A 19,863-nucleotide genomic window follows, 5' to 3' on the forward strand; every position below is an offset into this window, starting at 1 on the left:
CTTGCCAAGGTTGGGGTCGCGAGTTCGAGTCTCGTTTCCCGCTCCAAATTCTAAAAGCCCTCATCGAAAGATGGGGGCTTTTTTATTATTGATTTTAAATAATATTTTTTCTTTCAGTCTATAAAGCTATCAGCTTCAACGCGAGTAAAAAGTTAAGTTAGATCAGTTAAGAGTGGGCTTACGTGACCAAAAGTGACCTAAACGTGCCCTGCAACCATCACATATAGATCAATATATTAAAGATTTTGTATAAATTTTAGTGAACATCGGCTGAGTAATTCTAAAAAAACTTAAAATACTTCATTCTGACTTTTATTGAAGTCTTTTTCACTACTTTATAAAAATGGTGACCAAAATTGGTCACCAATAATACTTAATAAAAACAATAGATTAATTAGAAAATTATTGAATTGTATGGCACTTTTTTATTAACAAATTTATTCATCTGGCTTGAACTTTAATAAATCACCAACGTCTACATTTAACAATGCGCACAATTTTTCTAATGTTTCAAAATCAACACGAGTTGATTGACCATTATAAAGCTTATGTAAAGTTGTCTTACTCATCCCGGTTGCCCGAGCTACATCTGCTACTTTCATTCTTCGTTCCGCCAAAAGAACAGGCAAGTTACAAACTATCATTAATTACCACCATTGTGTAATAAAGTACTTGCATGATGTGTTAAACGCATTTATTATTGCATTGTGATCTTAAATAACACCATCGTGATACTTTATAAAAGGATACAAACATGAATCTTACTTATATTACTACAAAAGAACTAGCGGAACGAATCCATTACAACGAACGTACCATCCGTAATCAGTTGAAGGACAGTGTTCTAATCGAAGGCATTCATTACATCCGCCCTTTTGGTGGACGCAAAATTTTATATGTATGGGAGCGTATTGAAGAAGATATGACCAAAACCACTTTAGGCTCGCTACACAGCCTACAACTTCAGTAAGGAGAACATTATTATGGCTGCCATCCGTACTAGATACGGTAAGTTATGTGTCGATTTTCGATACTTAAACATCCGTTGTCGTGAAACAACAGCTCTGGAAGACAATGCTCAAAATCGCAAAAAGCTTGAAAAAGCGATTGAGCGAATGGAAGCAGAAATCTTATTGGGTATTTTTGACTATGCTAAATACTTTCCAAAAAGTTCTCGTTTGAAAGAAATCAAAAATGCAGAAAACAGAGTAAATGAGATCAGCTCTAAAACACCTCTATTTTCAAAATTCTGTGAAATTTGGTTCACTGATAAAGAAATAGAATGGCGTACAAGCTACAAGGGAAAAATTCAAATTGTGATCAAAAAATACTTAATCCCTTTTTTTGGCACAATTCCGGTTATTAATATTAAAAAGTCAGACATTCTTGGATTCCGTTCATCCCTCGCCAAAGTGACTCACGGGAAAAACCAAGAATGTCTTTCACCATCAAGAATCAACCAGATTATGATAGCACTGCGCATGATACTCGATAGTGCTGCTGAACGATATGACTTTGATAGCCCTTATAAGAATATCAAGAACTTAAAGCAAGGAAAGATTGAAGTAACACCTTTTTCATTAAAGGAAGTACACGCAATCCTTGCCACAGTTCGTGATGATTTCAAGCCTTATTATACTGTTAGATTTTTCACAGGTATGCGCACCAGTGAGATCGATGGCTTGCAATGGAAAAATGTGGACTTACCACGTCGTGAAATCCATGTCAGAGAAGCGTTAGTAAATGGGGAGCTTGGTGGAACCAAAACTTATGGTTCTGACCGTACCATCCAAATGAGTGATCGGGTTTATCAGGCCTTTCTGCAACAGAAAAGCTTAAATAATGGTAAATCAGAGTTTGTATTCTGCAATCGTGATGGTGGGCCTCTCGATTATCGCCTTGTAAACAAGCGTGTCTGGCATCCCCTACTACGCTTTTTAGGGCTAAAGCCCCGTCGTGCTTATCAAACACGCCATACCGCAGCAACACTCTGGTTGTCGGCAGGCGAGAATCCGGAATGGATCGCACGCCAGCTGGGACATTCAACCACTGAAATGCTGTTTCGGGTCTATAGCCGCTATATTCCGAATGTTACACGTCGCGATGGTAGCGCTTTTGAAGCCATGCTGGAGAGACTGAATACAGAGGAGCTTGCCCATGAACAGTAAAGCTTTCTTTGGCGGCGTAGTCGTTAGTCCAGAAGCAGATATGGTCGCGCGTGAACTCATTCACGAGTTACACATTCCCAAACTACACAATCTGGCCTTTTTGCTGGAAATCAATAAATGCTTCGATGATCACCAAGCATTAAGACTCTGGCTACAGCGAATGCTGGATGATGGGCAAGCTCATTACGATGACTTGGCTCAACAGGCCCGTCTCCGGTTAATGAGCCTAGCTCACTAATAAAACAAACATAAAAGGTCATCAAATCGGTGACCTTAGCCCCTCTATACCTATAAAAAGGTGAACACATGCATAAAGATATTTCAATTTGGATGCCACTCTATATTGGCGACCTACAGGCAAAATTTGCACGAATGACGGCAGAACAAATTGGTGCAGCACTGCTGTTAATGATGGATTTCTGGAAAAATGGTGCCATTCCTCATGACCTAGCTACTGTATGTAGCATCACAAAATTATCGCAACATACCAAGGCTAAATCTTTGTTGAATACGCTGATAGCCCTGGAATTGTTTGAAGTCGAATCTGAGCAGATTCATTCAAATTTTTTAACCAGTCTAAAAAGCCAGGCATTGCAAAATCAGCAAATGAAATCTGATAAAGCTAAAAATGCAGCTCAAGCACGTTGGGGGAAATCCGCAAGTAATGCTCAAGCATCAACCAAGCAACGAAAAGTAAATGCTCAAGCAGCTCCTGAGAAGAGCCCGAGTATTACTCAAGCCATGCTTGAATCATGCCCTTCATCTTCATCTTCATCTTCATCTTCATCTTCATCTTCATCTTCAAATTTTGAAGAAAAAAATGAGGATTTTTTAGAAAATTCCAAATGGATTTAGGAGAGTGATCATGAATACCATGCTTAAAACGCTCCAGTTTCGCACAGAAACAACGGAAACACTTTGCCCTACCCATCATATACCCCTGATGGAAATCGCTGGTCACAAGCTATGTAAATTGTGTGCCAAAGAAACCGTCCATCACTCACATGCAGCCTATGCAGATGAGTTGCAACAGCGATTGCTACAACAGAAAATCAAAAACTCAGGGCTCAATAAACGCTACCTGGACCGTGGCTTCAAGAATTATGTAGTTGCATGCCCTGCACAAAACAATACCATCAAACTATGTCAGGCCTTTGCACAGCAGATTATTTCTGACCACAACCCGAACATGTTGATGATTGGTACACCAGGTACAGGTAAAACCCATCTGAGTGCATCAATTATTCGCAACATTCTGCATAACAGTACAAAATCTGCACGCTACTATACCAGTGCAGAAATTGCTCAAAAAATGATGGACACTTGGTCAGATGCTTCACGCTCTGAAAAGGAAGTCATCGACCATTTCTCCAGCTTTGATTTATTAGTGATTGATGAATATGGCCTGCATGACCGGCATGAAAAACGCCTGGAGATGGTGCATAAGGTCTTATATAGTCGTTATGACAATATGAAATCTACCCTGCTGATTTCCAATTTCACAGTCCAAAATATGCAGCGGGATTTAGGTGTCCGATTATGGTCAAGGTTGCATGAAAATAGCCTGATCATTGTTCCATGCTACTGGGCAGATCAAAGGATTACTTAATACTGCTTGCAAAAAAGAGCCTTGTTAGACGGCTCTTTTTAACTTATCTCTTTTTTAAATTAAGTGGCTTTGTTGCACAAACCTATCTGTAAAGGGTTTTTCAGCGATATAATTTTCAAATGAAGAAGCCTACACACAAAATCTACCGCACAACCAATTGGCCCGCATATAACCGAGCACTCATGAGTCGCGGAAATATTGCCATTTGGTTTGATCCTGCTACGCAATGGTATGCGCCCCTTCTAAGCTAGGTTTGTGCAACAAAGCCTTACCTCAATTAAAATCCCACATAAAACTTTTCAATCAACTGGCGTGTCTTGACCAGCAAATTGCTAAACACGTTCTCCCGCTCAAACAGCTTAACCTTATAGTTTGGTAAGTCCTTCAACTCTTCTTTACGTGGTAGGCGTTTGGTGAACTCATAATGCTCCAGAACCTGCTTCATGGCTTCTGGTTTCAGGTTTTCTTCTTTACAAAGATGCTGATAGGCCTGTTCTTTTTCAGCATCCCAGAATTCAGAAAAAGCCGTTTGGACGCTCTGCCCATTGATCATCTTCGGCATGTTTTCTTCAATGAATTTTTGAATGAGGTCTTCGCCATCGAGCAATTCATTGGCAAAGTTCACTGACTTTTCTGATAAATATTTAAAGAAAATAAAACCCAGAATGTAATCACGGAATTCATCGGCGCCCATGGTACCGCGCAAAGTATTGGCAATATTCCAAAGTTGTTTTTGTAATTGTTGCAGTTGTACTTGGGTCATTGTTATAGGAGTCCAAATAAGTAAATCATTAATAAAATGATTTTACCTAAAATTCTAAATTATGCAGCAGTAAAAAGGTGGACAAGGACATGAATTGTCGTGGTCAAGCGATGTAATCTGTCAATTCAGGCGCTAGATAGAGACATAATCTAAACTATATAGCAGCCTACTCCAGTAATCTTCACTACAGAAAAATAAAGACATTAAAGTACTCCAGATATGGGACTAAACACCTAATATATGTTTATCTTTTCCACCTAGCCAGACTAAATATTCATTCTCTATTGCCTGCTTATACGCCCAGTCGGCAACCCGATGCGAACGTTGCAGATCGGTTAAAAAACCTAATTGAGAAATTTCCCGAACAATAGATTGATCATGTAGATAGTTCCGCTCCTGCCACTGTTGCAGAAATTGTTCTGACGCCAAATAATTACTTTTTTGTGAGTTGCACTTTTCATCCGCCAGGACAAAATTATGTCCGGTATCGGCAGGATATAATGACCATGGAATAAAATGATCCACTGCATATTTGGAGTTTTTTAGGCTTTTACCGCAATAAAAACACTGGCATTCTTGCAAATCAATCAGAAAGTCTGCGACCTGTCCTAGTTGGTTACGACTCGGTGCAAACATGAATTCATCTAGGTCAGGTAACCCATCTAATACAACCAGGTTCTGCTTGTTTAGCCGAACAAAATCAATCCAGCGCTTCTGGCAAAGCTCTTCAATAATTTCACTAAACTGTCTCAAACAATACATCACTTTGGGTAAAAGCTTGAGGGACTGTTTGGAGTCTTCAAGGCAATAGAGAAATTCTACCGTTTGACCATTCAGATTCTGCAAATATACCACCGGCATTTGCTTTACCGTTGTCGCCACTGTTCGCTTCAGCCTGTTCCAGTAAAGTACATCCTTTCTCAACGCGGCCAAGGTCTTGAATTGTTGCTGTGCATTCTGAATTTCACTGATGATCTTTGCCTGCTTACCAGTGCTTTGATGAATAGTAAAAGGCTCATACTGGTTAAACTGAAACGGCAGTGACTGTTTCCAGTACAGGTCAATAAACTTTTCAGCAATATCCTGATATTCCAAATGCAAGGCAGCACCGGTATCTTGACCCTGTTCAATCGCCAGACGCGTGATACTTATCAGCAAAGCAAACTTATATGTCGAAGTAAAAGTCCCTGACTGCAATATCTGCTGAATATGCTTCAAGAATTTCAGCTGCTCGTTGGGTGTAGGTTTATTATTTTCTATAAAGTGATCATCCTGCCACATGTTGAAGCTTCACTTGTCTTTGTAATCCTGCTTCCGTAGCGATTTCCATCATTTTCGCATTTTGAATGGCTTTTTTATGCATAGCTGAAAGGGTTTCTTTAAACTCGTGCTGATTACCTTTCAAATTGAGTGGCAGTATCGTTTGTTCAAAAACCTTTTCCTCAACATTCCAAGGTTCTTCACAAATTATCCAGGACACATATGCATTATCTTCAAGCCATGCATCCAGCCATTGTTCACCTGAATGCGTGAAAGTCATGCGATTACCTGACCCTACTCTTCTAAGCGGATACCCACTCATCTCAGCCAGAAGTATGCCCAATGTTCGTCTTAGCGTTGAACCTTCTGCGTTACCTGCAAAGTGTGTTTTAAGCCGTATTCTCAAATTTGATTTACTATTTGGTTTAGCCTTTTTGTCAGGCGATATGCCAACATACAACAAAGTATATTCTTGATACGTTATACAGTTTTTTATTGGGATTCCCGGTGGATTTGTTTTGAACCACCAAAAATAAATCCCGTGTTCTGCAGGAATCAAAGAGGGCTCTTTCATTAACTCGGCACGACTGTATAAACGCTGTGGGTAATAATCAAAAGCATGTGATTGCTTTTTCCATATTACGTTGATCCACTCTTCTGTACGGTCTGGACGTTTATCTACAGTAATCCATTGCTGTAACAGTAAAGCCTGATCTATTTGTTTGAGTAAGTCGTAAGCTTGTTTCTCATTCAAGTCAGTAAAGCTGCGCCCTTCTTTCTCACGGTCTGTATCGCCATATTTAAAAGACATATAACACACACCATTTGGCTTTAATGCTTTAAATATGCGCGCCAGCACTTCAGTCAGGCGATCTCTTTCACAGTGCAAAAGAGAAGCACAAGCCCAAATCCCATCATACTTAGCTACTTCATTCAGCTCATAAAAACTTTGCTGACGTACCTCGATACCTGTCAGCTCTCTCGCCTTTTCAACCAGCTCGGCAGAATAATCAATTGCTTCAACTTGATAGCCTTTTTTCTTAAATGCCAAAGTGTCCCGCCCCGAGCCACAGCCCAAATCCAGGATCAATGCCTGTTCTGGCAAATATCTTAGAAATGGTGCGTAAAGACTTTCCATCTCAACCTGATAGGTATTTTCAAAAAATGCTTGAGCATGTTGATTGTAATAATTTGATGTTTGATTCATTGTCTAAAAGCCAATATCTTATGTTAAAGAACATACTGATATTTCACTAGATAAGTCAAATGATCAGTCCTATGAATGAATCAAACTCTTATTTCACTGTATCCGGACAACTGAGATAGAAACCAAACTGGTTCTTTTAAATGGAAAAAAAATGGGCTTCAGATTTCGCAAGAGTATTAAAATATTACCTGGATTAAAAATCAATCTGACGCATAAAGGCATCAGCAGTGCAAGCATTGGCAAACCTGGTGCTTCTTTAAATATTGGCAAAAAAGGCGCCCGAACCAGCATTGGTATTCCTGGCACAGGCCTATCTTATTCCAAGCACCACACCTATAAGAACAGAGCTGGCAACCAAGAGAATCCTATTCAGGAGCAACAACCGTTCTATACATCAGATACCGAGCAACCCAAATCGAATGTCGGGATTTGGGTAATTTTTGGATTATTTTGTTTTATTGTCGGGGCTATTATTTTTTAGAATTAGCCGACCTTTGTACCCATAACATTTATTCCTCTAGGCAAAATTAAATTCACTCATTACTATGGACGGATGTTAAATACAATAAAGGCTGCCGCTGATGTCTGATCATGACAGTACTCTGGATTATGATGAAAATGATTTAATCGATTCTCCCTTGTCTCAAATTTTACAAAAGGATAATGAGCAAATTGAAGTTCTAATTTATCGATTACCCGGTAGTGATTGGACACTGGAAGTGGTAAACCAAAATGGTACTTCTACGGTATGGGATGAAACATTCCCGTCAGATCAGGAAGCTCTATCCGTTGCTTTAGATGGAATTAAAGCCGCAGGCGGTATTCAAGCATTTTCCGAACTCAGTGACCTCGAAGCAAAGAAAAATATTTTTCCTGAATCCCTTACTCGCCATTAAAAATGAAGCTGCTAGCGTGGATATGAATCAGTATTTTCTGGAATCTTAGAACCTGTCGCGATGATAGGTTCACTTCAACCCAAACCCATCTAGTGTTGAAGGGTCAAAATTTTCATCAAACATAAACTCATCTGCTCGCTCTTTTCTTAATGTCGCCAAGGCATAAAAGAAACATTTCTCACATAACTGCAATTCATATCTTTCCCCGTCATGCTTGGAACCATAGCCCCAATGCGCCGATAAAGTTCCAAACTCTAGTTTCGTTGATTGGTTGCATACATCACATAAAACATCAGTAATGACTTCTACCTGTTCAGTTCTTTGATCTCCATATCCAATTCCTTGTAAATCCAACTTAAACATTCTAAATATTTACTAAAAACATAATTCAATAGGGTTTTAATTATCGCTAAAAAGATTAAAAACACTATATATAGTGAAATTTACAATTTAATAACACAATATAGGGTGCGTAACCCTTGACTCCCCTATAAAAAGTACGTGAATATTATATTTTATTTTTCAGCCACTTGGCATAAATATGGGGAGACATCAGCATATGTCTATAAAAAAAAAGCTATTGAAAGTCATCGTGTATCTTCAAAAAACTTAAAATTAATGTGTTATCCAAAATGTATGCATGCGTACCAAATCTGGATAGCTTTATTTTTCCAACTGAGTGATAAACAGCAAAACTATCACTTGAATTTAACTTTTAAACAGAATATCGAAATCCCGCTCCTTACCACTAAAACACCTGATCACTATTTTTTTAGTAGTCATTTCAGCTGGATCTATGCTTATTTTTACAATAAGAATAAAAATGAATTTAAGTTCAGAGCTTATGAGAAAAATAATTCCTACCAATTCACCATCCAGGCTTTAAGCGAAGTTAGGGCCTTACTGTGTTCCGGATTACATCACTCAATTCATGGCTTAGATATCATCGCATATTGGCTAAATGAACAATACTTAGCCGCACATCTTCAGGAAGTTTTCGGTCAGGAAGTTTTAACTATCAATCATCTACGAGAATTATCAGGACTGTCTAAATCCAAAAGTCCAGTGAGTTCTATTTCAAATTATGCCGGCCCACTGTCATTAGAAAAGATTCTGGAGGGAATTGCATAATGAACGGATATAGTTATTTAGAAGATACTCAAGAATTAAAGCTTGAGCCATTTCGAGACTTCTATCAAGCACTGGCGGAAGCAAAACTGAAAAATGATCAGGACTTCTTTAAGCTGAATGATTTCATCCAACCAACTGAAGTCGTTAAACTAATTAAAATTATGACTCAGCATCCTACTGATCTATCGATTAGTAAATATCCATTGGCGCATTATCTCTTGGCACTGATCAACACTCCATCAACATATCAATCAACTGCACTGAAATGGGCTATTTTCAATACTCAATGTATCGAGTTACTGAATAGTAAAGAACATACAGCTACTGTAGCTAATCTTTGTAGGCGTTTTCGTTTAGCAAGCACAATTGAACAATACTATTGGCTTTACAATTTTTTACCGTCTCTTCCGATCGAATTAGACGATCTTGTTAAATTTCTAAAAAAAGCTGAAACTGAGAATGGAAAATTATTTGACGAATCCAAAGAGAGTTTAGAGAAAACGGAAATGGGCCAATTGGCAGAAATCCGCGTTATTTATACCTATGCGCATACTCAATCAGAACGTCAAAAAAGAAATCGTCAAAGTAATCCACCCCCCCAAAAACCGTCTCAAACTGACGTTAAAAAGACATTAAGAATTTCACTTGATGGAGAAAAAACATATCAAACTCATTTTGAGCGAGGTGTGGCAAAACAGCCACCTGAGGATAAAACTATAGAAAAAGTTGAAGATCATAATTTTGAATTTAACTCACTAGAGCAATGTTCTATTACAGCTCAGATCAATAATCTCAAAAATAAAATTCTGCATCAAAACAAGAATGAGCTAATGAGCAAGCCGAATCCTCGGGTCTTCGATTTGCCTACCGCACAGTACATTATGCAAATTTTATTAGAACAGGCAGAAAACTCTCCAATTCATACCTTGCTTTTATTTTCAGTCCTCAGTCTTACTCATTATAAAGATCTGCCGGTGTTTCAAAAAAATTTACGAGTCAGTACAAAAAACAAAGAAGTATCACTGAAACCCCAAAAATGTTTCTTTAAGCAAAGTTTTGAAGTCTCTAAATTCAATGATTTTGTTTTAAGAGAACATAGGTTGAATACCGTGAATTCTTTTACGATTCCACTGCCTAGATATTATCTGGAAAATCTAAATCAGTTGAAAAAAATGGATGGTGTTGAGATTGATTTCAAGATACAGGAGTATTTACGAAAAATTAATAAAGGGCTGACCTTCCAGTTAACATCACAAAATCTTCCTCGCTTACTCAGTGATATTGCATTGAATGAAATGGGGTATGAGCTGGAAAGCAAATTACTGAATGGAGAAAGTGTTCAGCACTATATTCCATGCCATTACTTTTCAAAACAGATCGTAGATATTTTTGATATTTATACTCAAACTCTAATTTTGACTGTTCCTCAACTGGAAACTGAATATCTTGAAGAATTCAGCAATCCGCATTCTTTTGGTAGCCAGCAGACACCTAATCTCCCATTCGTCCAGTCTTTTTTTTACCAGCTTGACCACCAAGTTCGGAATAATCCCAATCCCTTTCAGACTTTAAATCATTATTCAATCTGGCTGTGGCATATTTGCATGCTGATAACTTCAGCACGGCCGAGTGAGTCCTTCCCACCCAATCTAGATTATATTGACCTTGACAACCAATTGATGGCTGTTGCAGATAAAGAGCAGCGTTATTCGGGCACCATTGGACGCTATTTACCTTTTAATAATTTTCTTCGTGATGAAATACAGCATTACCTAAAGTATTTGAAACATTTTCTGCACCTCACTAAAGCCTATCTGTCGCAAGAACAAGTACAAGCAATCCAAGAGGTCTTCGAGGGGGAACGCCCCTTTCTATTATTTTACGATCCACAAGGATATATCCGAAATTTAGAACTTTCTGATATTCAAAAATACTGTACTGAAATAGCATTACAGCGCAATTGGACCCGCCACTTCGCTCGCTATTTTTTTGCCCAATACTGCAATGAAGATCTAATAAAAGGCATCTTTGGTCATGACGAAGCTATGCAGGAACTGTTTGACCGCTATTCAGGTTTTGAGACAACAGATTACGATCAAATTAGAGCAGCACAAGACAAGCTGGTCGAAATTTTAGAACTTAAAAGCATGTCAAGTTTCACAGGAATAATGATTACATGAGCAAACATCCTCACTCGCTCAAACGATTAAAGAAACATAGAGAGAGAAAAGCGTTTCTTCTGCAATTATTTAGCGAAAAATGCTCAAAGATGACACCTGAAAATTATCCTGAAGTTTATCGACAAATTGATGACCGGCTTTTAGAGCGCTGTAAATCCAATATCCGAAGCTACCAAATAGCACGTATAGAATTTGCTAAATATATCAAGCGCTTTAATCTTTCATCGGATCACCACTATCCGGTGCCTGCTGCCCCCGTGAGGCACGAAAGGTCTCTGCCACTACAAAATATTGAAACCTTAAAACATGGTAAAAAAGTTACTCAATTTGCCAAAAATATGATTGCTTACTGGACACGACATAATGACTTCAGTCCAACCCAATCACTTGGCTTCTGCTTGATCAGTTCAATATTATTTAATGGCATTTATAACCATGCCGAACTGCAAAAGTTTTTAAAAATCATTTTAAAAACAAAGAAATTTCAAAGTTTTTTAAATCTAAATCATATGATTACACTCGAAATCCCGAACCGGCATTTCGGTAATCAGCGGATAAATGACCCTGATTTTTCAGTCAGCTATACAAAAACGTTTGTGCTACACGATATTGTGAAATGCTGGATTTACAGACTAAAACATCAGAAATTTGATTTATTTTCGGATATTGAAGATGCAGAACATCTGATTAACGCTTGTATTATTGAATGCTTCCCTGAGGAAAAGGTGCGTTGTAAAGACCTGTTAAAATACGGTTTTTACTATACACAGTTCCTGAAAAACAGCGGGCTAGATCAAATGTCCATTTGTATCTTAAAAAATGAAATTTACAGTTCCAGTCCTCTTGAAAAACAATTAGCAGCTTATTTTATTCAACCTGAACCCACGCCTACCCATACGATTCAGAAAGTTTATGAGAACCCTCAGGACCAGTCTACAGTCACTATTGCATTAGATATAGCCGATATTTTAGTAGAAATACGTCAAGCTATTCGTGCAAAAAACTATAGCGATCAACTCATAGAATTATATGCTAAAGAACAATCTCCAGCCTTGGAACGTTTGCTGCTGTGGAGCATTCTACGCTCAAAAGTAACGGAACCTCAACTGGACCTTCTCAATCATATTATTCAGCAGCAGCAACGATTTAAGCGCAAGCTTATACGCGCAGATTTTCAGCCAATTAAACAAAGCTCTCTAAAAACCATGTTTTCACAATTTGCAGTCCATTGGCTGCAGGCAACGCAAGACAAAGATATTTCATCATTTTCAGATGCTGATTTTGAAGATCTGTATGGAGAAATGCTTCTATTAAAGAAAGAAACAACTAGAGCGACTTTACAAAAACGTCTACAGGAGTTTCATCACAAACAGACCTTATTTTTTAACGCACCCACTGTTGATCTGGATAATTTAATCCAGGTAAAAATCTGCAGAACCGCATTGATCTCGCCCCATATTTTTCACCACATGCTAGAGCAGCTCGAAAATACTCAAGATATTTCGATTCAGGATAAAAATATATTTAAACTGATTTTTATTCTGGGGTTCAGAGTCGGACTACGGATCAATGAAACATTGAATATCTTTGTACGTGATTTATTTATTAGTGAAGATGCTGTGATGCTCACCATTCGCAACAATCGCAATAAAAATCAAAAAAGCTACTCTGCTTACCGCAAGATTCCTCTGCATCATCTACTTAAAGCAGACGAATTACATGCATTTAAAACATATAGTCAGAATAGAAAACGTCTGCTAAAAGAACAAGGAAAATCAGTTGCACAACCGCTGTTTTTAAAACAGTCCTTAGAAGAAACTCATGAAAATGAAGTGAATTCCCTATTGAAACAATTGATCCAGCCCGTTTTTGGAGAACACAATTTTACTTACCATAGTCTGCGCCATTCTGCATTTAATCATCTTTACCTGGTTTTAAAAAACTCAACTCTTGCAAATGCATTTACTGACTATAGCCCACATGAGCAATTACGTATACGTTATGCCTTGCTACGAAACAGAAATACTCAGCAAACCTGGTATGCACTTTCTCATTTTGCCGGGCACCTAACCCCTGAAACGACCTGTTCAAGCTATCTGCATTTAATGCACCTGGCAATTAGCTACCAACTGAATCAAATCGAAAGTCCACTCCCTAAAGAAGCCTATTTCAATATTCTGAAACATGATGATGCTATTAAATATCCTGTACAGCAACGGGCGATCAAACAGTTTTTATTTGATCAACTCACTAAAGACCGTTACAGGCAACATGATCATCAATATCAACCAGAACAACAGAAATCGCCTGATTCACTGATGCTAGGAGCTCATGACTCAGAGATGACTTTTGAACTATTGCATCACATTCTTGCAGTAGAAAAAGAGCAAGATCTTCTGTTACCTGAAGCCATTCCTTTGCAAATCGCGCAAAAATTACGTGCCAGAGCTCTGCATTTGAAAACCTCCTGTGTAAACCAAAAAAAATCATCGAGGTTATTTACCACAGATTTTTTAAGGAAAACTCCTGCTGCATTAGTTACCATGTTGCCAACCAATCACGAGGAGAAAAAGGTCATTCACCATGTCCAGGAGCGTTATGCAAATGTACAAAGTAAATATAAAAAACAGCTTCATACGATCTACTCAATTTATCTTGAAAAAGTTCAGCCCAATTCTGCTCAGTTCATTTTTGAAATAAATGAAAAACGTCAACTGAAAAAGTTTCTGTCTTTTATTAGTAAACTGTTTCCAACAGAATATCTTCACCTCGAACTTTCTAAACAGAGCAAAGAACAGCTCAAGAATACATTACAGGGTTTGAAATTAGGTTCAAAAAACTTCAGCCTGAATGAAAATGAAAGGCGAATTAAGTTCTGCTTCAAAAGTAAAGATGTAAAAGCACTTGGGGTATTCAAGTTACTGATGTATCTCATGATAGTTTCTCATCTTTAAGCTGTTTGTAATAAAAATTTGAACTCTGAGAAACGATAATCAAATAGTATAAACTCTAGGTATCAGCAACGTCTGAAACTGAGATCAGTCATGCATAAAACATCAGAAAAAATTGCAAAACAAAAAAAGGTATTAGCTAAAGCTGTTTTATCTTCCGCAAAGCAACTTGGTTTGACACAGGAGCAGCTTGCCATCGTTCTAAATTTAGATTCAATGGAAACTTTAAATTCGCTTGAGTTAGATCCAGATTCAAGTCAGGGAGAACTCGCAATTATTTTAATTCGTATTGCGATATCACTAGATGCTCTAACTGGTGGAGAGACTAAATGGATGCAACATTTTATGAAGTCACCAAGTAAGTTAACCAAAGGCATTCCGATAGAGCAGATTCAGACTACTGAGGGATTAACCACTGTATTAAACGTAACCGAAGGACTTCGGCTTCAGGGTAAATATTAATAAAACAAAGCTTCATTACACAGAAAATTAAAAGTCATAATTTTGTCTAATCATTCAAATTCAAGGCATATGAAGTTCCTCTTCTCAAGAGGTATATGACTGTCTCATTATTGATAACTGCCATACATATACGGATTCTATTAACTTAATTCGAGGCTAAATTGAATCTTATAAGTTCAATTTAGCCATTCAAGAGTCATTATAAAAGTTTGCTATATAGCGAACATTAACTATTATTAGTTAAAAGTTTGCTATATAGCTAACAAATTTGGGGAGCAAAAAATGGCTACACGAGGTGAAATAGGTAAAAAAATACGTTTGGCCAGAAAAGGATTGGGCCACACACAGAAAAGTCTTGCAGAAAAAACTAAAGTCAATAAAACAACAATTTCAGAGATGGAAAATGGCCGTTTTACAGGTTCATTTGACATATTTGAACGTGTGCTTGATGGTGTTGGTTTACAATTCGAAGTGAATAAAAAAAATTGTAAATTGCCACAGTGGGATGAAATTGAAGAAATATTTTCAGAATATGATAAATAAACAGCTTTTTTACACAAACATTCAAAAGGTGAATTCTCCCCAATCCATTCAAATTAATTTTTTTATATGAAAGCTGATTGAAATACACATCTAGATCATAAATCTGATTAGATAAATGCGGATCAAATCGACATGGCTTTGTTGCACAAAGATTTCATAACTATATGATTTTAAAAGTTTTGATTGTTTTTGATCCAAAATTAAATTTATTTAAATCAGATGCTTACATATTTATGCAACAAAGCCAAAATGACTTAAAATAATCTGAGAACTACAAAAACTTATACATATTTTGATTTCAAATCAAATCTGATAAAACTAAAAATGCAGCCCAAGCACGTTGGGGAAAATCCGCAAGTAATGCTCAAGCAAATCATGAGCACAGCCCGAGTATTACTCAAGTCATGCTTGAACCATGCCCTGAATAGCCACCACTTTCCTAGACACATACAGCCCAAAGAATGATTTCACCCTGAAAATGCCGACCATGGAAGGGATTCATATGCTGCACCTTTAGCTAAAAGAGGATTCAGCTTACCATTAGTGGTTATTTGCAACAGTGCCCTTTTTCTTATGCACGTGGCATGTTCCCTCAGGTTTGATTTAAACCTTCTGCAGTAGAAGTTGAACCTCAACAGCTTGGGCTGCAAATAATTTTTAGCTCAAGTTTGATTGCTCTAAGTAATCTATAACCACCTTCTGGTGAGATAGATATTCAGAACACAATCCGACGAATGGAGTTGTTTTTTTCCACTGCTGTTTTACCATCTTGATTATGTTACACAATCAAGATGAACAAGTAAAATGGATGAATTTCAGCATGGTGGTGCCCGTGAAGGTGCTGGTCGCAAACCAGTTCATGAAGGCCCAACCAAAGTGATCCGGGTTCCCGAAGCCCGTGTACTGGAGATCAGGCAGTATCTGGATCAGATAAAAAAACCAGCCCGCAATGATGTTGCTTCGATTACTCCGGTTGAAGCCAGAACACATTATGAGATTCCGGTTGCCTTGCAAAAGGTGGCTGCAGGTTTCCCTTCCCCAGCCCAAGACTATATCGACAAGACCCTGGATCTGAACGAGTTCCTGATCCAGAACCAGCAGGCTACCTTTATCGTTGAGGTGGAATCGCTTTCCATGCGCGATGCCGGGATTGATCTGAAGGACAAGCTGATCGTGGACCGCAGTATTGAGCCCAAGCATGGTGATATTGTTCTGGCCCTGATCGACAATGATTTCACCATCAAACGACTGATGATTGAAGGCGACAAACGCTGGTTACAGGCGGAAAACCCGGATTATGCGGATATCCATTTGAAAGACGGTCAGACCCTGCTGATCTGGGGTGTAGTCACCAGTGTCATCAAGAAGTTCAGATGAACAGCCCCGAGCGGATTTATGCCCTGATCGACATCAACAACTGTTATGTCAGTTGTGAACGGGTGTTTAATCCCAGCCTGAATCACCGTCCAGTGATTGTGCTGAGCAATAATGATGGTTGTGCAGTGGCCCGCAGTAATGAGGCCAAAGCCCTGGGCATCAAGATGGGTGTTCCGTTGTTTCAGGTTCAGGACATTGTCCGGCAGCATCAAGTGGTGGTGCTGTCGAGCAACTATGCCCTGTATGCGGAAATGTCCAATCGCTTCCATTCGATTTTGGCCGGTTATGTGGCTCCGCATGAACAGGAAATCTATTCGATTGATGAATGTTTTCTGGATTTAACCAGTTATGCACAGCATTTTGACTTGACCCGCTATGCCAGAGAGATGAAACAGCGGATCTGGGACTGGATCGGGTTGCCGGTATCCATCGGGATTGGTCGCAGCAAGACCGAAGCCAAGCTAGCCAATCACCTTGCCAAGAAATGGCCTGGCTTTGCAGGCGTATGCAATGTGCTGGAGCTGGATTATCTGGATCAGGAAACGCTGTATGCTGGAATTGAGGTGGGTGAAGTCTGGGGTGTGGGACGTAAGCTGGTCAAAAAGCTGAACCAGATGGGCATCCATTCGGTACTGGATCTGGCCATGCAGGATGTGCATCGCATGGGAAGTTTGTTTTCAGTGCTGATGCAGCGCACGGTGCTGGAATTACAGGGCATCTCCTGTTTGCAACTGGAGGATGCTCCTGCACCCAAGCAGCAGATTGTGGCTAGCCGCTCCTTTGGAGAACGGATTACTGAGCTGGATGATCTGAAAGAAGCCATGGGTAAGTATGTGCAAGATGCAGTCATGCGCTTGCGTGCGGATGCCTCGCTGTGTGGCTGTATCATTGCTTTTGTGCAATCCAATCCCTTTGATCAAAACACAGCGTATTACAGCAAATCGTTGGCCTTTGAATTCCCGGAACCCACGGACTGTGTACTTGATCTGATTCATGCTGCGATGCAGTTACTGCAAGGCATCTATAAGCCAGAGGTAAAGTATAAAAAATGTGGGGTGATTCTGACCGGTCTGGTCAGCAAGACCCGCTATGTGCCTGATCTGCTTACAGACCATCGCCAGCGTGAAAGCAACGAACAGCTGATGCAGGCTTTAGAAGCCGTGCAAGCCAGATATGGCAAGACTAAACTGGCAGTGGGATCGTGTTATTTACCACAGCGGAAATGGTCGATGAACCGGACACATCTGACCCAGAACTATTTCAGCTGGCAGGGATTATTGAAAATTACCCATTAAGCCAACACCCCTTTTTAGGTTAAACAGGTGACAATTAACAACCGGACATCTATCCAGCCCCCCTATTGCGGACGGATCGCTGCTGGGAAGATACTCATATCGCTATGGTAAAACATTGAGCTCATCATATTGCAAGCAACTCAGGAGGCTTAAATCGCATGGCTAAAACAACAAAGGACGAAATCCCTGTAGAAGAATCAGCTCAAGCCAGTGAAGTTTCTGACAAAGTAACGGAAGCTAGAGCGTTATTGGGCAAGCAAATGTCCGCAAACCTGATTGCGATCGCAGAACTGACCCATACCCCGATTCCACACATGCAGGTAGATGAACACGGGGTTTTTCACGAGATTCAAAACACTGATAGGTAGACCGGCATGGATTGCAGTAACGGACGGTATTCTCCTGTTCAATCGGTCGAGTGCTCAGATCCGGTTTGATCGTTATCGTTAAGTCCATATTTTTGTACCTAACACATGGTTTTATACAGTTAAGTACAGGAATACGTACTGAACAGACAAAGCGTTTTTATGGTCCTTAGGCTTTTTTTCTATTCCTTAAAGGTGTCATTGAGCGCCTGCTGAACCGCCTCAATCCTTGATTTGCAGGCTTTGTAGGCGGTCATGGATTCTTCAACGATCGCCATCAGGTTATCAATATCCGGTTCTTCCTGCGATTCCAGCAGTTCGGCATTCTTCTTCAGAATCTCGTAGCCCTGTTTGAAACTGAGTTCTTCATTGTTCATGTGTATTTACCTGTGTCACGGTGGCATCAATCATGCCATCCTGGAGTTCGATCTGGAGTTGCTGGCCAGTGATTTGTTGCACTGAGCGGATGGCTTTGCCCTGACTGCGGACAATCGCATAGCCTTTAGCCATCACGTTTCGTGGGTTCTGTAGCAAGGTTTCCCGCATCAGGGATTCGGTCTGCTGTACAGCCTGCCGCAGCTGTTGCTGGGCAAAATACTGGGTATCGCTTTTCAGCAGATCAACGCTACGCTGCGCATCATTGAGCTGGCTTTGTGCCAGGGTTTGGATGGTTTTCAGATACTGGTCATTCTGGCTTTGATAGGCGGTCAGCTGATGCTGGGACAGCAGTTTGATGGTTTGCAGCGCAGTACTGGCTTCATTGACCCGTTCGACAATCAGGTTACGGATCCCGGCGATGACTTTACTTGGGGTATCAAAGGAGCGATGCGCGATTTCATCCAGAATGGTGCGGTCTTTCTCGTGGCCAATGCCCACCCAGATCGGCACTGTTCTTTTACACAACAGTGCAGCCAGATCATAGTCGTTCAGGTACGCCAGATCATTCACTGCTCCACCCCCACGGATGATCACAATTAGGTCGGGAGCGGTCTGGTAATCTTGAGCCCACTGCCTGAGTGCACTGGCCAGAGCCTGCATGATGCTGGTTGGGGCAGTATTGCCCTGGAAGGTGGCTGAATGATAAACGAAGTGGCAGACACCCGCCTGAGCCAGGGCATCGGCATCTTTTTTAAAGTCTCCCAGCCCGGCGGCATTTTCCGGGGCGATGACCAGTACGTTCTGCAAATCAAAAGGTGCCGGTAGCTGTTTGTTGTTATTGAGCAGGCCTTCCTGGGTCAGGCGCTGCAGGATCTGCTGATAGCGTTTGGCAATGTCACCTAAGGTGAAGCTGGAGTCGATATCTTCAATATTGACGGAGAAACCATATTGCGGATCAAATTTGGCTTTGACCTTGATCAGGACATTCAAGTCTCTGGACAGTTCAATGCCGCTTTCCCGTTCAAACCTTAACACGATTTTTTGTGCGGTGTGAACCGTACCGGGTTTGTCGGAGACCACTATTCGTTCAATATTTCATGAATTTAGTTAGATTCTTTACCTAATCCCAATTCTAGATAACTTACTTTTTATAAGCTTGTTTATAAAAGTAAGAAGTGTTATTTTTATATGTAAAAATAGGGTATAGCCTAACGGAACAAAATAAAGTCTTAAAAAGCAACTCAAAAACCGTATTTATAGACTTAATATTTAATTTCG

General features: G+C 39.7%; 20 protein-coding genes and 5 pseudogenes. 17 read left to right on the forward strand and 8 right to left on the reverse strand.

The window, feature by feature from the left end:
• Nucleotides 1-437 precede the first annotated feature (437 nt).
• The gene (locus HX005_RS02515; protein ID WP_163170714.1) at nucleotides 438-644 is read right to left on the reverse strand and encodes a helix-turn-helix domain-containing protein; all 207 of its coding nucleotides are present in this window, start codon (nucleotides 642-644) and stop codon (nucleotides 438-440) included.
• Between the two features lie 110 nt (nucleotides 645-754).
• Between HX005_RS02515 and HX005_RS02520 the strand changes: the two genes are divergently transcribed.
• From HX005_RS02520 to HX005_RS02545, 6 genes and pseudogenes are all read left to right on the forward strand, one after another.
• Nucleotides 755-970 carry a hypothetical protein gene (locus HX005_RS02520; RefSeq protein WP_001054887.1) on the forward strand — a complete coding sequence of 72 codons (216 nt, stop codon included), beginning with the start codon at nucleotides 755-757 and terminating at the stop codon, nucleotides 968-970.
• Nucleotides 971-983: 13 nt separating this feature from the next.
• Nucleotides 984-2,168, forward strand: coding sequence for an Arm DNA-binding domain-containing protein (locus HX005_RS02525; protein ID WP_163170713.1), 1,185 nt, complete (start codon nucleotides 984-986; stop codon nucleotides 2,166-2,168).
• Nucleotides 2,158-2,406 (forward strand): hypothetical protein, encoded by a 249-nt coding sequence (locus HX005_RS02530; RefSeq protein WP_163170712.1) that lies wholly within the window; start codon nucleotides 2,158-2,160, stop codon nucleotides 2,404-2,406. Before HX005_RS02525 ends, HX005_RS02530 begins: the two co-directional genes overlap by 11 nt.
• 68 nt (nucleotides 2,407-2,474) lie before the next feature.
• Nucleotides 2,475-3,023, forward strand: coding sequence for a DUF1376 domain-containing protein (locus HX005_RS02535; RefSeq protein ID WP_286376165.1), 549 nt, complete (start codon nucleotides 2,475-2,477; stop codon nucleotides 3,021-3,023).
• Nucleotides 3,024-3,033: 10 nt separating this feature from the next.
• Nucleotides 3,034-3,777 carry an ATP-binding protein gene (locus HX005_RS02540; protein ID WP_286376166.1) on the forward strand — a complete coding sequence of 248 codons (744 nt, stop codon included), beginning with the start codon at nucleotides 3,034-3,036 and terminating at the stop codon, nucleotides 3,775-3,777.
• Nucleotides 3,778-3,896: 119 nt separating this feature from the next.
• Nucleotides 3,897-4,013 (forward strand): annotated as a pseudogene (locus tag HX005_RS02545) (IS5/IS1182 family transposase); the annotation flags it as partial.
• Nucleotides 4,014-4,054: 41 nt separating this feature from the next.
• Here the strand turns inward: HX005_RS02545 and HX005_RS02550 are convergent.
• The 4 genes and pseudogenes from HX005_RS02550 to HX005_RS19625 all read right to left on the reverse strand — a co-directional run.
• Nucleotides 4,055-4,540 carry a type I restriction endonuclease subunit R, EcoR124 family gene (locus tag HX005_RS02550; protein ID WP_163170709.1) on the reverse strand — a complete coding sequence of 162 codons (486 nt, stop codon included), beginning with the start codon at nucleotides 4,538-4,540 and terminating at the stop codon, nucleotides 4,055-4,057.
• A 225-nt stretch (nucleotides 4,541-4,765) separates the two neighbouring features.
• Nucleotides 4,766-5,821: an HNH endonuclease gene (locus tag HX005_RS02555; RefSeq protein WP_163170708.1), complete on the reverse strand. Its 1,056-nt coding sequence runs from the start codon at nucleotides 5,819-5,821 to the stop codon at nucleotides 4,766-4,768.
• A complete protein-coding gene (locus tag HX005_RS19620; RefSeq protein ID WP_323848054.1) occupies nucleotides 5,808-6,374 on the reverse strand; it encodes a GIY-YIG nuclease family protein in 567 nt (188 codons plus the stop codon). Before HX005_RS19620 ends, HX005_RS02555 begins: the two co-directional genes overlap by 14 nt.
• A gap of 54 nt (nucleotides 6,375-6,428) precedes the next feature.
• Nucleotides 6,429-7,007: pseudogene (locus HX005_RS19625) on the reverse strand (class I SAM-dependent methyltransferase); the annotation flags it as partial.
• 151 nt (nucleotides 7,008-7,158) lie between these two features.
• Between HX005_RS19625 and HX005_RS02565 the strand changes: the two are divergent.
• Nucleotides 7,159-7,488: a DUF4236 domain-containing protein gene (locus HX005_RS02565; RefSeq protein WP_163170706.1), complete on the forward strand. Its 330-nt coding sequence runs from the start codon at nucleotides 7,159-7,161 to the stop codon at nucleotides 7,486-7,488.
• 100 nt (nucleotides 7,489-7,588) lie between these two features.
• Nucleotides 7,589-7,903, forward strand: a complete 315-nt coding sequence (locus tag HX005_RS02570; protein WP_163170705.1) for a hypothetical protein — start codon at nucleotides 7,589-7,591, stop codon at nucleotides 7,901-7,903.
• Between the two features lie 69 nt (nucleotides 7,904-7,972).
• Here the strand turns inward: HX005_RS02570 and HX005_RS02575 are convergent.
• Nucleotides 7,973-8,235: pseudogene (locus tag HX005_RS02575) on the reverse strand (hypothetical protein).
• Nucleotides 8,236-8,404: 169 nt separating this feature from the next.
• On the opposite strand from HX005_RS02575, the gene HX005_RS02580 reads away from it, so the two are divergent.
• The 9 genes and pseudogenes from HX005_RS02580 (at nucleotide 8,405) to HX005_RS02615 (ending at nucleotide 18,210) form a co-directional block, all read left to right on the forward strand.
• Entirely contained in the window at nucleotides 8,405-9,034 is a 630-nt protein-coding gene (locus tag HX005_RS02580) for a hypothetical protein (RefSeq protein ID WP_286376167.1), read from the forward strand.
• Complete coding sequence (locus tag HX005_RS02585; RefSeq protein ID WP_286376168.1) at nucleotides 9,034-11,214, forward strand: hypothetical protein; 2,181 nt, start codon at nucleotides 9,034-9,036, stop codon at nucleotides 11,212-11,214. The genes HX005_RS02580 and HX005_RS02585 overlap by 1 nt, the downstream gene beginning before the upstream one ends.
• Nucleotides 11,211-14,168 (forward strand): tyrosine-type recombinase/integrase, encoded by a 2,958-nt coding sequence (locus HX005_RS02590; protein ID WP_286376169.1) that lies wholly within the window; start codon nucleotides 11,211-11,213, stop codon nucleotides 14,166-14,168. The genes HX005_RS02585 and HX005_RS02590 overlap by 4 nt, the downstream gene beginning before the upstream one ends.
• Before the next feature lie 90 nt (nucleotides 14,169-14,258).
• Nucleotides 14,259-14,627, forward strand: coding sequence for an antitoxin Xre/MbcA/ParS toxin-binding domain-containing protein (locus tag HX005_RS02595; RefSeq protein WP_016658943.1), 369 nt, complete (start codon nucleotides 14,259-14,261; stop codon nucleotides 14,625-14,627).
• Between the two features lie 282 nt (nucleotides 14,628-14,909).
• Nucleotides 14,910-15,170 (forward strand): helix-turn-helix domain-containing protein, encoded by a 261-nt coding sequence (locus HX005_RS02600; protein ID WP_016658942.1) that lies wholly within the window; start codon nucleotides 14,910-14,912, stop codon nucleotides 15,168-15,170.
• 299 nt (nucleotides 15,171-15,469) lie between these two features.
• Nucleotides 15,470-15,592 (forward strand): annotated as a pseudogene (locus HX005_RS19665) (DUF1376 domain-containing protein); the annotation flags it as partial.
• Nucleotides 15,593-15,974: 382 nt separating this feature from the next.
• The gene (locus HX005_RS02605) at nucleotides 15,975-16,547 is read left to right on the forward strand and encodes a LexA family protein (RefSeq protein ID WP_005180682.1); all 573 of its coding nucleotides are present in this window, start codon (nucleotides 15,975-15,977) and stop codon (nucleotides 16,545-16,547) included.
• Nucleotides 16,544-17,842 carry a Y-family DNA polymerase gene (locus HX005_RS02610; protein WP_286376170.1) on the forward strand — a complete coding sequence of 433 codons (1,299 nt, stop codon included), beginning with the start codon at nucleotides 16,544-16,546 and terminating at the stop codon, nucleotides 17,840-17,842. The genes HX005_RS02605 and HX005_RS02610 overlap by 4 nt, the downstream gene beginning before the upstream one ends.
• A 158-nt stretch (nucleotides 17,843-18,000) precedes the next feature.
• Entirely contained in the window at nucleotides 18,001-18,210 is a 210-nt protein-coding gene (locus HX005_RS02615) for a hypothetical protein (RefSeq protein WP_016658935.1), read from the forward strand.
• 179 nt (nucleotides 18,211-18,389) lie between these two features.
• Here the strand turns inward: HX005_RS02615 and xseB are convergent, their stop codons facing one another.
• Together xseB and xseA are read right to left on the reverse strand one after the other, a co-directional pair.
• Complete coding sequence (xseB, locus tag HX005_RS02620) at nucleotides 18,390-18,584, reverse strand: exodeoxyribonuclease VII small subunit (RefSeq protein ID WP_005180690.1); 195 nt, start codon at nucleotides 18,582-18,584, stop codon at nucleotides 18,390-18,392.
• Nucleotides 18,574-19,635: pseudogene (gene xseA / locus HX005_RS02625) on the reverse strand (exodeoxyribonuclease VII large subunit); the annotation flags it as partial. The gene xseB and the pseudogene xseA, both read right to left, overlap by 11 nt.
• Between the last annotated feature and the right edge of the window lie 228 nt (nucleotides 19,636-19,863).

The organism is Acinetobacter sp. R933-2 (assembly GCF_030325485.1).
GTDB lineage: Bacteria > Pseudomonadota > Gammaproteobacteria > Pseudomonadales > Moraxellaceae > Acinetobacter > Acinetobacter sichuanensis.